The 12,872-nt window shown below is 67.3% G+C and carries 15 protein-coding genes; 11 read left to right on the forward strand and 4 right to left on the reverse strand.

Features of this window, described 5'->3' with window-relative positions:
• The first annotated feature begins 51 nt into the window (after positions 1–51).
• The 5 genes from KHO22_RS18995 (at position 52) to KHO22_RS19015 (ending at position 2,566) form a co-directional block, all read left to right on the forward strand.
• Complete coding sequence (locus KHO22_RS18995) at positions 52–438, forward strand: MAPEG family protein (protein WP_211948711.1); 387 nt, start codon at positions 52–54, stop codon at positions 436–438.
• A 12-nt stretch (positions 439–450) separates the two neighbouring features.
• Positions 451–1,038 (forward strand): YceI family protein, encoded by a 588-nt coding sequence (locus KHO22_RS19000; protein ID WP_211948712.1) that lies wholly within the window; start codon positions 451–453, stop codon positions 1,036–1,038.
• Between the two features lie 110 nt (positions 1,039–1,148).
• Complete coding sequence (locus tag KHO22_RS19005) at positions 1,149–1,457, forward strand: hypothetical protein (protein WP_211948713.1); 309 nt, start codon at positions 1,149–1,151, stop codon at positions 1,455–1,457.
• Positions 1,458–1,583: 126 nt separating this feature from the next.
• On the forward strand, positions 1,584–2,132 hold the full coding sequence (locus KHO22_RS19010; RefSeq protein ID WP_211948714.1) for a YaeQ family protein: 549 nt from the start codon (positions 1,584–1,586) through the stop codon (positions 2,130–2,132).
• Positions 2,133–2,218: 86 nt separating this feature from the next.
• Positions 2,219–2,566 (forward strand): FKBP-type peptidyl-prolyl cis-trans isomerase, encoded by a 348-nt coding sequence (locus tag KHO22_RS19015; protein WP_211948715.1) that lies wholly within the window; start codon positions 2,219–2,221, stop codon positions 2,564–2,566.
• A 45-nt stretch (positions 2,567–2,611) separates the two neighbouring features.
• On the opposite strand, the gene KHO22_RS19020 is transcribed toward KHO22_RS19015, so the two are convergent.
• Positions 2,612–2,932, reverse strand: a complete 321-nt coding sequence (locus KHO22_RS19020) for a hypothetical protein (protein WP_211948716.1) — start codon at positions 2,930–2,932, stop codon at positions 2,612–2,614.
• Positions 2,933–3,156: 224 nt separating this feature from the next.
• Here KHO22_RS19020 and KHO22_RS19025 point away from each other — a divergent pair, with 224 nt between their 5' ends.
• Entirely contained in the window at positions 3,157–3,945 is a 789-nt protein-coding gene (locus KHO22_RS19025) for a gamma-glutamylcyclotransferase (RefSeq protein WP_211948717.1), read from the forward strand.
• 16 nt (positions 3,946–3,961) lie between these two features.
• The gene (locus KHO22_RS19030; RefSeq protein WP_211948718.1) at positions 3,962–4,762 is read left to right on the forward strand and encodes an ankyrin repeat domain-containing protein; all 801 of its coding nucleotides are present in this window, start codon (positions 3,962–3,964) and stop codon (positions 4,760–4,762) included.
• Between the two features lie 20 nt (positions 4,763–4,782).
• On the opposite strand, the gene KHO22_RS19035 is transcribed toward KHO22_RS19030, so the two are convergent.
• On the reverse strand, positions 4,783–6,498 hold the full coding sequence (locus KHO22_RS19035; RefSeq protein ID WP_211948719.1) for a long-chain fatty acid--CoA ligase: 1,716 nt from the start codon (positions 6,496–6,498) through the stop codon (positions 4,783–4,785).
• A 209-nt stretch (positions 6,499–6,707) separates the two neighbouring features.
• On the opposite strand from KHO22_RS19035, the gene trxA reads away from it, so the two are divergent.
• Positions 6,708–7,553, forward strand: coding sequence for a thioredoxin (gene trxA, locus KHO22_RS19040; protein WP_211948720.1), 846 nt, complete (start codon positions 6,708–6,710; stop codon positions 7,551–7,553).
• Between the two features lie 58 nt (positions 7,554–7,611).
• Positions 7,612–7,995 carry a cupin domain-containing protein gene (locus tag KHO22_RS19045; RefSeq protein WP_211948721.1) on the forward strand — a complete coding sequence of 128 codons (384 nt, stop codon included), beginning with the start codon at positions 7,612–7,614 and terminating at the stop codon, positions 7,993–7,995.
• A 1-nt stretch (position 7,996) separates the two neighbouring features.
• On the opposite strand, the gene KHO22_RS19050 is transcribed toward KHO22_RS19045, so the two are convergent.
• Entirely contained in the window at positions 7,997–8,440 is a 444-nt protein-coding gene (locus tag KHO22_RS19050) for a bacteriohemerythrin (protein WP_211948722.1), read from the reverse strand.
• A gap of 156 nt (positions 8,441–8,596) precedes the next feature.
• Here KHO22_RS19050 and KHO22_RS19055 point away from each other — a divergent pair, with 156 nt between their 5' ends.
• Positions 8,597–9,175, forward strand: a complete 579-nt coding sequence (locus KHO22_RS19055; RefSeq protein WP_211948723.1) for a P-loop nucleotide/nucleoside kinase family protein — start codon at positions 8,597–8,599, stop codon at positions 9,173–9,175.
• 46 nt (positions 9,176–9,221) lie between these two features.
• Here the strand turns inward: KHO22_RS19055 and tcdA are convergent, their stop codons facing one another.
• Positions 9,222–10,094 carry a tRNA cyclic N6-threonylcarbamoyladenosine(37) synthase TcdA gene (gene tcdA / locus KHO22_RS19060; RefSeq protein ID WP_230426926.1) on the reverse strand — a complete coding sequence of 291 codons (873 nt, stop codon included), beginning with the start codon at positions 10,092–10,094 and terminating at the stop codon, positions 9,222–9,224.
• A 189-nt stretch (positions 10,095–10,283) separates the two neighbouring features.
• On the opposite strand from tcdA, the gene KHO22_RS19065 reads away from it, so the two are divergent.
• Positions 10,284–12,641, forward strand: a complete 2,358-nt coding sequence (locus KHO22_RS19065) for an AsmA family protein (RefSeq protein ID WP_211948724.1) — start codon at positions 10,284–10,286, stop codon at positions 12,639–12,641.
• Positions 12,642–12,872 lie beyond the last annotated feature (231 nt).

Consider the following 12,872-nt stretch of genomic DNA (forward strand, 5'->3'; position numbering starts at 1 on the left):
GGTCGGGAACTCGGCCGCTGCGAAGATTCAGCTTCACCGAAGGACGAAACCATGCCGATCGCATTCTGGTGTGTCCTCGTGGCAGGCATCCTGCCCGTGGCGACCGTGGCCATCGCCAAGGCCGGCGGCAAGGCCTTTGACAACCACGACCCGCGCGGCTGGCTGGAGCGCCAGAGCGGCCGCGCGCGCCGCGCCGACCTGGCGCACCGGAACCATTTCGAAGCCTTCCCCTTCTTTGCCGCTGCAGTGCTGGTCGCCAGCCACCTGCAGGCGCCCCAGGCGCGCATCAACGAACTGGCGGTGGTCTTCATCATCGCGCGTGTGCTGTACACAGTGTGCTACCTGACCGACCGCGCCACGCTGCGCACGCTTTGCTGGACCATCGGCTTGCTGTCAGTGGTCGGCATCTTCCTGCTGCCGGTCTTCGTGCATAACTAGGAGCAACCAGCCATGCGCGCGCTTCGCCTTGCGTGGCCGCTGGCCGTCCTGAGCGCAGCGGCTGTCGCCGCCCCGGTCTCCTACACCGTCGACCCGACGCATACGAGCGTCTACTTCGCCGCCAGCCACTTCGACCGCACCACGGTACGCGGGCGGTTCGGCAAGATCGACGGGCGGATCGTCTACGACCCCGCCACCGGCGCCGGCGGCATCGACTTCACCGTGGAAACGGCTTCGGTCGACAGCGGCAATCGCAGTCTGGACGGCGTGCTTCGCTCGCCGCAGTTCCTGGATGCCGCCAATTCCCCCGTGGCCAGGCTACGGGCCGACCGCTTCGTCGTCGAGAACGGCAAGCTCGTGGCGGTGGAAGGCGAGTTGAGCCTGCTCGGCACGACCCGGCCGCTGAGGCTGGAGGTCGATCGCTTCAGTTGTGGCGAAATCTCGCTGTTCGGCATCCGTCGCAAGGTCTGCGGCGGTGACTTCCACGCCACTGTGGTGCGCAGCGCCTTCGGCATGACACGCTTCCTGCCGGAAGTGGGCGATAACGTAACACTGCAAATCTCGGTCGAGGCATCCCCTGCGGATTCGACTGCGCCATGACGGCATCCGATCACCTTTACGGCAGGATTCTTTTGTAGAATCAGCGGTTAGCTTCCCCACAATTGCCTGCCGCGCGTCGCATTCAGCGTGCCGGCGACGCGAGACAGACAATGATCGATATCCACTCCGGCGACATCGTGGCCGCCGCGCTGGCGGCGTCCGGTGCCTGCCTGCTGTGTGCCATCCCCCTCGAATTCCTGCGGCGTTTCCCGCTCTGGGCCGTGCGCACCTATGGGCGCGGCGCGCTGCTGCTGCCGTTCCTGGCCATGACGGTCGGAACCTGGCTGTTCCGCCTCACGCTGGCAGGCCAGCTCGACAGCCCGGCAGGGAATGCCATGGTGGTCGCGGCAGCCTTCCTGACGACGGTGCTGATGTCGGCGCTGCTGCGCTTCTATCTCAGCGACTACCGCAAACGCTGACACCCTCCGGCTGGCCAGGCGCCAGCCCGCCCGCGCCGGAGTCGGGGCCGGTCATATGGCCGGCCGCCCGAATCACGTATGATGCGGCCTTTCGCGTCGCACGACGCGTGCCGCCCACCTTTCTCCATGGCGCTCAAATCCACCATTTTCAAAGCCGAACTGGCCGTTTCCGACATGGACAGGCCGTACTACGGCAGCCATACCCTGACCATCGCCCAGCACCCGTCCGAGAACGACGCGCGCATGATGGTGCGCCTGCTTGCCTTTGCCTGCGAGGCGAGCGAAACCCTCGCCTTCACGCGCGGCCTGGACGAACCCGACGAACCCGACCTGTGGGACCGCAAGCTGACCGGTGACATCGAGCACTGGGTGGAACTCGGCCAACCCGACGAATCACGCCTGAAGCGCGCGGCCGCCCGCTCGGATCGCGTCACGGTCTATGCCTACAACGGCGCCAGCGCGCGCGAGTGGTGGAAGGGCATGGCCGGCAAGGCTGGCAAGCTGCGCAATGTGACGATCTACAATGTGCCGACTGACGCTGTCGACGCGCTGGCCGGGCTGGCGCAACGCGCCATGCGCCTGTCCGTGACGATCCAGGACGGCGAAATCTGGGTCAGCGACGATGACCGCAATGTGCAACTGACGCTGGACGTGCTCCAGCGCGCCGCAAGCTGAACAGGCCCGGGACGCACCGCGCACTGGCCTGCCCCGCTCCCCCGCTCCAACCGCATTTTTTTGCACCAACCGGAAGGAATAACACCATGCAAACCACCCCATCTGGCCTGCAGTACGAAGACACCACCGTCGGTTCCGGCGCCGAAGCCGTTGCCGGCAAGCACGTTACCGTGCACTACACCGGCTGGCTGTACGAAAACGGCCAGGCCGGCCGCAAGTTCGATTCGAGCAAGGACCGCAACGATCCGTTCGTGTTCCCGCTGGGCGCCGGTCATGTCATCCGCGGCTGGGATGAAGGCGTGCAGGGCATGAAGGTCGGCGGCGTGCGCCGCCTGGTGATCCCGGCCGACCTAGGCTACGGTGCGCGCGGCGCCGGCGGCGTGATTCCGCCCAACGCCACGCTGCTGTTCGAAGTGGAACTGCTGGCCATCTGACGCCAGTGCCGAGGCGGGCGCTGCCCGCCTCGCTGGTGGATGGACTCAGAAACCGATGGCGGCATTGCCGACATCGACACGGACCTTGTCGCGGTCCAGCAGGCGAGCCGCATGGCGGGCATAGTCCTGTGCCCAGGCGGTATCGCCGGCAAAGCGCGACTCCCCTGAAAATTTGGCCACGTTCAGGATCTTGTCGATCACGAGCACCTTGCCGACCGGGCTCGACGCCTGGCAGTCCAGCTCGGTGTACTCCTTGTCGAACCAGCGCCACGCCGCCTCTTCCCCGACTGCTGCCAGTTCCGCCTGGCCGATCGAGAATTCGAACTCCTTGCCGTTGCCGAACACCACCGTAAGCGTACGCGCCATTGCCGGTTCTCCAAGGTCGGGATGATGCCGCCATTGTAAGGACAAGGTGGCAGCCTGGGCCAGCCCGGACAGCCTGAAGACGCGCCGGCCTGATCGCGGACAAGGCGGCCGTTGCGGACCGAGCGTTGCCTGGCGCCCACACCCATGCCTGCCAGCGACGCAATATGACGGCCATGCCGCTTCCTGTCCCCGCCCGTTGGCCGACTTTGCATTATGCTGGCAACATGGCCATCACCCGACAGGACCTCGAAACGGATCGGCTGCGCGCCTCGCTGTGCAGCACGCCGGTCGCGTCCGCCCTGTTGCCCGTGGAAGCCTTCGAGCGCTCCCTGCGCGACGCGCTGGCCAGCCGCCCCGACGACTGCGCGCTGCGTGGCGATGTCTGGGTGTTCGGCTACGGCTCGCTGATCTGGAACCCGATGGTGGTGCATACCGAGCGCCAGCGCGCCACCGTGCATGGCTACCATCGCGGCTTCTACCTTTACTCCCGCATCAACCGCGGCACCTGGGACAACCCGGGGCTGGTGCTTGGCCTCGACCGCGGCGGCTGCTGCCACGGCATGGTGTTCCGCATTCCGAGTCACGTGGTGGAGCAGGAATTCCGGCTGTTGTGGCGCCGCGAGATGCTGACCGGCGCCTATCATCCACGCTGGCTGCGCATCCGCACCGGCCCGGCCGACGACGCCGGTGGCCGTGAGCAGCGCGCGCTCGCGTTCGTCATGAATCGCGACCACGAAGGCTATGCGGGCCGCCTGCCCGACGCCAGCGTGGTGGAACGGCTGCGCCATGCCGTCGGCCTCTACGGCCCGGCCCGTGAATACCTGCAGCAGACGCTGCTGGGCCTGGCCACCAATGGCGTCGACGACCCCTACCTCGGCCGCCTGTGGCGCCAGCTCCAGGCCCATGACGCCGCCGATGCGGACCACGGCCATGGCGGGCCGGCCCATCCGTCGCAGCCCGGTGGCGAAGAGGCGCCGTTGCCCGCGCCGGCCAGCCCGCACGAGACCGTCTGACCCAGGAGCGAACGCCATGACGCGCCCCTTTGTCCGCACCCGTCGCCAGGCGCTCGCCGAAATGCTGGGACTGATGGGACTGTTGAGCTGTGGCGCCCTGCTGGCCGGCCAGGGTGGCCCGACACTGGCTGCACGCCCCGCTGGCAGCACGGAGGGAGCCGGCTCGTCGCGCGGCACACAAGGCAACGGCGCACACGTCCCGAATCGCTCGGAAGGCATCAGCGCGCTGGACCGCAACCTGATTACCGCCGCCACGGGAGGCGACCTGGAGCTGGTCAACCGACTGCTGGCAGCCGGCGCATCGGCGCAGGCCGTCGACGAACGGGGCCGCAGCGCGCTGCTGGCGGCGGTCTACAACCGGCGCGGCGACGTGGCGAAGACGCTGACCCTGGCCGGCGCCGACGTCAACCGCAAGGACGCGGAATCCAACAGTCCGTTCCTGCTGGCGGCCGCCACGGGCCAGGTCGAGGTGGTGCGGCTCGCCCTGTCGCACGGCGCGGACCTGGCCAGCACGGACCGCTACGATGGCACCGCGCTGATCGCGGCCAGCCAGCACGGCAATGTCGAGGTGGTGAAGCTGCTGCTGCAGAAAGGCATCGCGGTCGACCATGTCAACCAGCTTGGCTGGACGGCCTTGCTCGAGGCGGTAGTCCTCGGCGATGGCAGCGCGCGCTATGAAGAAATCGTGCAGTTGCTGATCGACGCCGGTGCCGACGCCAACCTGGCCGACCGCGAAGGCGTGTCGCCCACGCGCCATGCGCGCGAGCGCGGCTACAAGTCGATGGTCAAGATCCTCATGCGCGCACGCGGCCACTGACCGCGGCGCGCCCGTCCGCCTCAGGCCACGGCAGGCTTCTGCGCGTCGGCATTGCGCGCGTTCTCGGTTTCCTGCAGCTGGCGCCACATCACCTTGCCCGTGCCGGACTTGGGCAGGGCATCGACGAACTCGACCACGCGCGGGTACTTGTAGGCCGCCATGTTTTCCCTGGCCCAGTCGACGATTTCCTCGGCCGTGGTCTTGCCCCTGGCATGCGCGCGCAGCACCACCACGGCCTTCACGGTCTCGCCGCGATACGCGTCGCGTGTGCCGATGATGCATGCCTCCTGCACGTCCGGATGCTTGTACAGCAGGTTTTCCACCTCGGCCGGCCACACCTTGAAGCCGGAGGCATTGATCATGCGCTTGAGGCGATCGGTGATGAAGTAGTAGCCCTCTTCATCCATGCGCCCGAGGTCGCCGGTGCGGAAGAAGGTCCTGCCCTCGAACTGGATGAAGGCGTCGCGCGTGGCCTCGTCCTTGCCCCAGTAGCCCTTGAACACCTGCGGGCCCGACACGATGATCTCGCCGACCTCGTTGGGCGGCAGCTCATTGAGCGTGACGGGGTCCACGATGCGCGCGTCGGTATTGAAGGTCGGCACGCCCAGGCATTGCAGCTTGGGGCGGTCTCCCGGATTGCTGTGCGTCGGCGCCATGGTCTCCGACAGGCCATAGCCTTCCAGGTAGTTCAACCCGAACTGGTCGCGCAGCCGCTCGGCAATGGCCTGCGGCATGGCCGCGCCGCCGCCGCCGATGTAGCGCAGGCTGGACAGGTCGAACTCCGGCAGGTTGGGGCTGGCCAGGAAGTCGATCACCATGGTCGGGATGTTGGTCCAGTGCGTGACCTGGTAGCGCGAGATCAGGCGGCCGGCCACCTCGCGGTCCCAGCGCGGCAACATCACGACCGTGGCGCCGCTATAGATCGGGCCGTTCATGCCGTACTGCATGCCCGTCACGTGGAACAGCGGCAGCACCGACAGGATCACCGATTCCGCGCCGCTGCCCGACCAGGTCGCAGCGCCGACGACGTTGTGCATCACCGAACGGTGCGTGTGGATGCAGCCCTTCGGGAAGCCGGTGGTGCCGGAGGTATAGGGCATCACCGCCATGTCGTCGGGGCCGGCCGTGTGCGGCCCCGGCTGCAAGCCTGCGCCAAGCGCTTCAGCCCACGGCGTGGCGCCGGTCGGCAGCGGATGCTGCGCGGTCAGCCAGGCGGCCGGGGCGTCTTCGGGATGCTCGTGGGTGGCCGGCAGTGCGTCCGAATATTGCGACACCAGCAGGTGCTGCAGGCGATCGGCCGGCGCCAGTTCGGACAGCGCCTGCGCGACACCGGCGCCCAGGTCGGCGGTGCAGATGGCCACGCGGGCACCGGCGTCAGTCACGTAGTGCTTGAACTCTTCGGCGCGGTTCATCGGATTGACCGGCACCACCACGGCGTCCGCGCGCAGGATCGCGTAGTAGCTGATGATGAACTGCGGGCAGTTCTGCATGTACAGCAGCACGCGGTCGCCCTTCTTCACGCCGGCCTTCTGCTGCAGCCAGCCCGCCAGCGCCGTGGCCTGCGCCTCCAGTTCGCGGAACGTGACCGCCTTGCCGAAATAGCGAATGGCGGCCTTGTCCGCATAGCGATGGGCGGAAACCTCCAGGTTGTACCAGAGCGACGTCTCCGGCAGCACGATCGTGGTCGGCACGCGCTTTGGCCAGAACTGGAAATGCGGGCGAGCAAGGTTCTGCATCGAAGAGTCTCCTGAGCGGTCTTGGGCGACCTGTTTGTAAGGGTGTCATCGACTATAACCGAACGATCGTTCTATTTTCAACCGGTGGCTTCCCTCAATCTCGCGCCGGATGGCAGGCGGCCCGGTTGCATTCCCGGTTGCATTTGGCGCCCTTGCCCTCACAATCGTTGTATTCCAGAACTCCATGCCTGCCCGACAGGCCCGCTGCCATGAGCGATGTCACCTTGCAGAACTTTGAACCGGAAGTGATCGAAGCCTCGCGCCAGGCGCCGGTTCTCGTGGATTTCTGGGCGCCCTGGTGCGGCCCCTGCCGCACGCTCGGCCCAATGCTGGAGAAGCTCGAAGCGGAAGCCGACGGCCAGTGGAAGCTGGTCAAGGTGAATGTGGACGAGAACCAGGAGTTGGCCGGCCATTTCGGCGTGCGCAGCATCCCCCACGTGGTGGCCATCGCCGACGGGCAGGCGGTGGACCAGTTCACCGGCGTGCTGCCGGAATCGGGCCTGCGCGAGTTCCTGTCGCGTCTTACGCCGGACCCCGCGCAACTGGCATTGCAAGAAGCCCGGACCCTGGCCGCCGCTGGCGACCGGCAGGCTGCGGGCGATGCCTTCCGGTCAGCGCTGGCGCTGGATCCGGGTTCGGATGCGGCGCGCTTTGCGTACATCAGCTTCCTGCTCGATGGCAATGCGCTCGCCGAGGCGGAAGCCGAGTTCGGCAACTTGTCTGCGCAAGCCGCCCAGGACGATGCCTACGCTGCCCTGCTCACGCGCGTGGATGCCATGAAAGGCGTGGCCGACCTGCCCGACGAGCAGACCCTGGCCGACCGCGTCGCGGCCGACCCGCATGACCTGCCCGCCCGTCTTGACCTGGCGCGGCTGCTGATCGCGCGGCAGCAGTACGAACCTGCGCTGGAGCAGTTGCTGGCAATCGTGCGCGCGGACCGCGGCTTCGAGGAAGACATTGGCCGCAAGACCATGCTCTCGGTATTCGACATGCTCGCCGACCAGCCCGACGTGGTGTCGCGCTGGCGCCGGCAACTGAGCACCTCGCTCAACTGACGGCATCCCCGCATGGCGCGGTAAACTGGCGGGCCTGATTTCCGGCATTCCACCCGCCATGACTGCATCCGTGCGCCTGATCGATTTCCAAGCCGCCGCGCCCGCGCCCACCCACGACCGTCCGCGCCCTGACCGTCTAGTCGCGGGCAACCCCGACCGCACCACCTGGACGCACTACAGCGCCCGGCACGGCGATTTCGACTGCGGTGTCTGGGCGTGCGAGCCCGGTGCCTGGCGCATTGCCTTCCCGGCCGGCAAGGAGGAATTCTTCCACGTGATCAGCGGCCGCATCCGCATCAGCGACGACGCCGGCGCGGCCAGCGAGTTCGGGCCGGGCGATGCCTGCGTGATTCCAGCCGGCTTCACCGGCCTGTTCGAAGTGCTGGAACCGGTGCGCAAGTATTTCGTCGTGATCGACCGCGAAGCGGCGCGGCCTGCCTGAATCAGGCCGGCTGTCCGGCCGGCGCCTCGACCAGCGTGAAGCCGTTCTCGCGCATGTGCTCGACCATCATGGTGTCCATCGACTTGACGTGGTGGTCGAACCAGCCTGAAAGCTCGGCCACCAGGCGGCGGCCCAGGTCCAGTTCCCCGTCGCTGACGACCTTGTCGCGCACGGCCTGGGCAACGGCCAGTACCTGCTTGTGCTCACCGGCATGGCAATGACGCGGGCCGAACTCCATGGCCTCCATCCAGGTTTCCTCCTGGGCGAAGTGATGCCGGGTGTGCTCGATCCACTCGTCCATGGCGGCCAGGAATCCGGCATCGTCCGCGCGCGCGACGGCATCCAGCAACTGCACGAATTCCGCATGGGTGGCGTCGGTGACCGGTTCGCCCAGCAGCAGGTGGTCAGGCAGGCCGTCAGTGGAAAGTTGGTCTTTGGGATCCATGGAAGGGGCTGGCGCGGCGGGCGGCATGGAAAGAAACGGAAAGGATACCGAATTCAGCCCCGTGGCATCTGATATTGCGCAAATCCGCCCGAAACGCGCGGGAGGTTATGCTTGCTGTTGCGCCGCCCCCGGCGGCACCCTGAGCCAAGCTCCCAGATGCCACGACTGATCTTCTTCTGCGGCCATGCCGGCACCGGCAAGACCACCCTGGCGCATCGCCTGATCGGCCCGCTGATGCAGGCCACCGGCGAGCCGTTCTGCCTGCTCGACAAGGACACGCTGTATGGCCGCTACAGCGCGGCGGCCATGGCCGCCATCACCGGCGACCCCAACGACCGGGACAGCCCGGCTTACCTGGAAAACCTGCGCGACCCCGAATACCAGGGCCTGCTCGACACCGCGCGCGAAAACCTGGCCCTCGGCATCAGCGTGCTGGTGGTTGGCCCGCTGTCGCGCGAAGTGAAAGCCCACCAGCTTCATGATCCGGCCTGGCTCAAGGTGCCGGCCGGAACCGTCGTCCACATCGTATGGGTGCACCTGCCGGAAAACGAGGCTCACGACCGCATCGTCCGGCGCGGCAACCCCAATGACGCCTACAAGCTGGCGCACTGGGACGCGTATCGCACGCGCCGCTTCATGCCGGCCCCGGCGGAATACCCGGAACTCACCTACTTCGACAACCTCGCCCCCGACGATGCCGGGACGCAAGCGCTGCTGCACGCGCTGGCCGCTTAGAACCCATTTCAGCATGAGGAAGGGGCGCAAAGGCTGAAATGGGTTCTTAGGCCTTGCCCCTGGCGACGGCGCCGATCACGGCCGACGCCGCCACGAAGCCGAACACCGCGGTCACGGCCACCGAGGAGCCAAAGCCGGCGCAGGCCAGCCCTTGCGGACCCGATGCTGGCGCCACGACGGCGCCCGGCGGCGCCTCGTCGATCTCGCAGGCCTGCTGCTCGGGCTCGGGGTATTGCAGCGGTTCGTCCGAATAGACCGCGGCAATGCCGAACTTCTTCTTCGGGTCGCGCGTAAAGCCCCAGTCCTTGCGCAAGCCGGCGCGCACCTTGGCAAGCAGCGGATCCTGGATGGTGCGGGCGAGGTCATCGATGCGCACGCGCGTCGGGTCAAACTGGCCGCCGGCGCCGCCGCAGGTGATGACGGGCACGCCCTGGCGGCGCGCCCAGCCCAGCATGGCGGTCTTGACCCGCACCGCGTCGATGGCGTCGATCACATAGTCATGGCCGTTGCCCAGCAGCTCGGCCACGTTGTCGGTGGTAACGAAGTCATCGACCTGCGTGACCCGGCAGCGCGGATTGATGGCCACGATGCGTTGCGCCATGGCCTCCACCTTGGCGCGCCCGTAGGCATCGCCGAGGGCGTGGATCTGCCGGTTGGTATTGGACAGCGCGATATGGTCCAGGTCGATCAGCGTGATGCGCCCGACCGCATTGCGCGCCAGCGCTTCCGCGGCCCAGCTGCCGACTCCGCCGATGCCCACCACGCAGACACTGGCGGCTTCCAGCCGCGCCAGCCCGGCATGGCCATAGAGCCGGGCCACGCCGCCGAAACGCCGGTGGTAATCGTCATCGGCCGGGCTTTCGTGGGTCAGCGGCTCGGGCAATTCCGGCCGTTGGGACGAGGAGACAGCGTCGTTCATGCTGGCAGTCAGTGCTGGGGAAGCGGGTGGAAAGGGGTGAAAAGAGCATGCTGGCGTCGCAAGACGCGCACGCCACCGTGTCAGCCATCCCCCGACAGGTAAGCGAAGCGCGCAACTATACAATAGACGTAGTGCCCCGTCCGCCGCACAGGTTGCCGGTGCGGGGCACCCTCCCACAGGAGACTACCCATGCCGGTGCGCCGCAAGGTCGTTCTCTGGACAGCGCTGACGCCGATCCTGCTGATTGCCCTGCTGATCATCCTGATCGTGACCTTCGACTGGAACCGCCTCAAGCCCTGGCTGAACGAGCGCGTTTCGGAAGCCATCGGCCGTCCGTTCGCGATCAATGGCGACCTCGCCGTCACCTGGCGCACGGCAGAAGGCGAAACCGGCTGGCAAACGCTGGTGCCATGGCCCCGGCTGTCGGCGCGCGACATCACCATCGGCAACCCGGACTGGGCCAAGACGCCGAACATCGCCACCGTGCGCGAGCTGATCTTTGTGCTGCGCCCGTTGCCGCTGCTGTCGCACGAGATCGCGGTGCCGACCATCGTCGTCGACAGCCCGGCGGTGTGGCTCGAACGACTGGCCGACAATCGCAACAACTGGACCTTCGACACCGGCCCCAAAGACCACCCCGCTTCCTGGCACCTGGATATCGGCGAAGTGGTGCTCGCGCGCGGCAACCTGGCGCTGTCCGACCAGGCGCAGAAGATCGAGCTGCAGGCGACGGTCGACACCATCGGCAATGACGCGGTGTACGACCGGGCGCGCGATGGCGAACTGGTCGTGCCGGGCGCCTCGGCCCCGGCAAGCGGACCCGCACCGGCCGCCGCAAGCACCCCCTCGGCGTCCGGGCCGCCGGCCACTGCCGTAGCCGGCAACCAGCGCTACGGCCTGCGCTGGAAGGCCTCCGGCCGCTACAACGAAGCGACCATCAATGCCAGCGGGAAGGCCGGCAACGTGCTGAGCCTGCGCAATATCAACGTACCGTTCCCGCTGCTGGCCGATGTGCGGGTCGGCGCGACCCGTGCCGTCATCGAAGGCACGCTGACCAACCCCGCGCATCTCGCTGCGCTGGATGTCCACCTGCAGTTGCAGGGCGACAGCATGGCCAAGCTGTACGCGCTGACCGGCATCGTGCTCCCGTCCACGCCGCCGTACGAAACGCGCGGCCGGCTCGTGGCGACGATCCACAAGGGCGCCTCGGTCTATGAGTACCGCGGCTTTACCGGCCGCGTCGGCGGCAGTGACCTGAGCGGTACGCTGACCTTCACGCAGCGCGCGCCGCGGCCGCTGCTGGAAGGCAAGCTGGTCTCCAACGAACTGCGTTTCGTCGACCTGGCACCGCTGATCGGCGCTAACGCGCAGCCGGGCAAGGCGGCGCCGGACAGCAATGTGCGCCAGCCGGCCGAGAAGGCCCTGCCGGTGGCACCGTTCCGCACCGAGCGCTGGGACGCCATCGACGCCGATGTGCACTTCACCGGCAAGCGGATCATCCGCGACGAACGGCTGCCGATCACCGACCTCGAGACGCACCTGAAGCTCAAGGATGCCGTGCTGCTGCTGGACCCCCTCAACTTCGGCGTGGCCGGCGGCAATCTCGTGTCCACGATCCGGCTTGACGGCAAGCGCGAGCCGATGGGCGCCATGATCGATATGCGCGCGCATCGTCTCAAGCTCAAGCAGTTGTTCCCGACGGTGCAATCGATGCGGGCCAGCATCGGCGAGATCAACGGCAGCGCCAAGCTGTCGGCGGCCGGGAATTCGGTGGGCGCGCTGCTGGGATCGTCCAATGGCGAGGCCAAGCTGCTTGTGGAAAACGGCACCGTGAGCAAGTTCCTGCTGGAAGCCATGGGCCTGAATGTCGGCAGCGTGATCATCTCGAAGCTGTTCGGCGACAAGCCCGTGCAGATCAACTGCGGCGTGGGCGATTTCGCCTTCACCAACGGCATCGCGCGCGCGCGCACGTTCACGCTGGATACGCAGGACGCCGAAATCAATGCCGTGGGAGCGATCGACCTGAACAGCGAAAAGCTGGCGATGACGATCCACCCGGACTCGAAGGGCATGCGGATCTTCTCGCTGCGCTCGCCGCTGTATATCGGCGGTACGCTGAAGAAGCCGCGCGTCAGTCCCGATATCGGCGTGCTCGCCCTGCGGGCCGGCGGTGCGTTGGCACTGGCGCTCGCGGCGCCAGTGGCCACGGCCGTGGTGCCCCTGGTCGACCTGTCGTCGTCAAAGGAAAACCAGTGCGGCCGCCTGCTGGCGGAGCTTGGCAAACAGCCGATCGCGCCGCCGCCGGGCAAGACCTACCGCGATCCGAAGGCCCCCGGCGCGGCCAGTGCCGTGGCCGCCGAACTGCGCAAGCCGGGGCAGCCGGACAGTGCCAAGGCACAGGCGAAACAGGCTGAGCAAGCGCAGGAAGGCAGCACCGCGCCGGGCCGGCAGGCCGCCGATGGGGTCCGTCCGCCTGCGCAACAGCCTGAGGCGCCGGCGCCGGCCAACCGTCCCGCCCACGACACGGAGCTGTACAAGGGCGGTTGACGCCCTCGGACCATCACCGCTGCAAATTCACAACACTGATGAGTGAATTCCCCGCTCGGGGCGATTCGGCGTTGTGCTGCGCCCACAGCCGGCGCATAATTAAATGGCCATTTACAAGATGTATCAAACAAATGGCACACTCCGGGTGCCGGCAACGGCGCCCTTCCGAAGGTGCGGCCTGTGGCCGCCCTTGTTTTTTTGTTGCCCGTTGCAGGTCGGCAACAAGAACCC

Source organism: Cupriavidus yeoncheonensis, assembly GCF_905397275.1.
Classification (GTDB): Bacteria; Pseudomonadota; Gammaproteobacteria; order Burkholderiales; family Burkholderiaceae; genus Cupriavidus; species Cupriavidus yeoncheonensis.

Coding starts and splice junctions, on each gene's coding strand:
- KHO22_RS18995 (WP_211948711.1), top strand. CDS start 52: ATGCCGATCGCATTCTGGTGTGTCCTCGTGGCAGGCATCCTGCCCGTG.
- KHO22_RS19000 (WP_211948712.1), top strand. CDS start 451: ATGCGCGCGCTTCGCCTTGCGTGGCCGCTGGCCGTCCTGAGCGCAGCG.
- KHO22_RS19005 (WP_211948713.1), top strand. CDS start 1,149: ATGATCGATATCCACTCCGGCGACATCGTGGCCGCCGCGCTGGCGGCG.
- KHO22_RS19010 (WP_211948714.1), top strand. CDS start 1,584: ATGGCGCTCAAATCCACCATTTTCAAAGCCGAACTGGCCGTTTCCGAC.
- KHO22_RS19015 (WP_211948715.1), top strand. CDS start 2,219: ATGCAAACCACCCCATCTGGCCTGCAGTACGAAGACACCACCGTCGGT.
- KHO22_RS19020 (WP_211948716.1), bottom strand. CDS start 2,932: ATGGCGCGTACGCTTACGGTGGTGTTCGGCAACGGCAAGGAGTTCGAA.
- KHO22_RS19025 (WP_211948717.1), top strand. CDS start 3,157: ATGGCCATCACCCGACAGGACCTCGAAACGGATCGGCTGCGCGCCTCG.
- KHO22_RS19030 (WP_211948718.1), top strand. CDS start 3,962: ATGACGCGCCCCTTTGTCCGCACCCGTCGCCAGGCGCTCGCCGAAATG.
- KHO22_RS19035 (WP_211948719.1), bottom strand. CDS start 6,498: ATGCAGAACCTTGCTCGCCCGCATTTCCAGTTCTGGCCAAAGCGCGTG.
- trxA (WP_211948720.1), top strand. CDS start 6,708: ATGAGCGATGTCACCTTGCAGAACTTTGAACCGGAAGTGATCGAAGCC.
- KHO22_RS19045 (WP_211948721.1), top strand. CDS start 7,612: ATGACTGCATCCGTGCGCCTGATCGATTTCCAAGCCGCCGCGCCCGCG.
- KHO22_RS19050 (WP_211948722.1), bottom strand. CDS start 8,440: ATGGATCCCAAAGACCAACTTTCCACTGACGGCCTGCCTGACCACCTG.
- KHO22_RS19055 (WP_211948723.1), top strand. CDS start 8,597: ATGCCACGACTGATCTTCTTCTGCGGCCATGCCGGCACCGGCAAGACC.
- tcdA (WP_230426926.1), bottom strand. CDS start 10,094: ATGAACGACGCTGTCTCCTCGTCCCAACGGCCGGAATTGCCCGAGCCG.
- KHO22_RS19065 (WP_211948724.1), top strand. CDS start 10,284: ATGCCGGTGCGCCGCAAGGTCGTTCTCTGGACAGCGCTGACGCCGATC.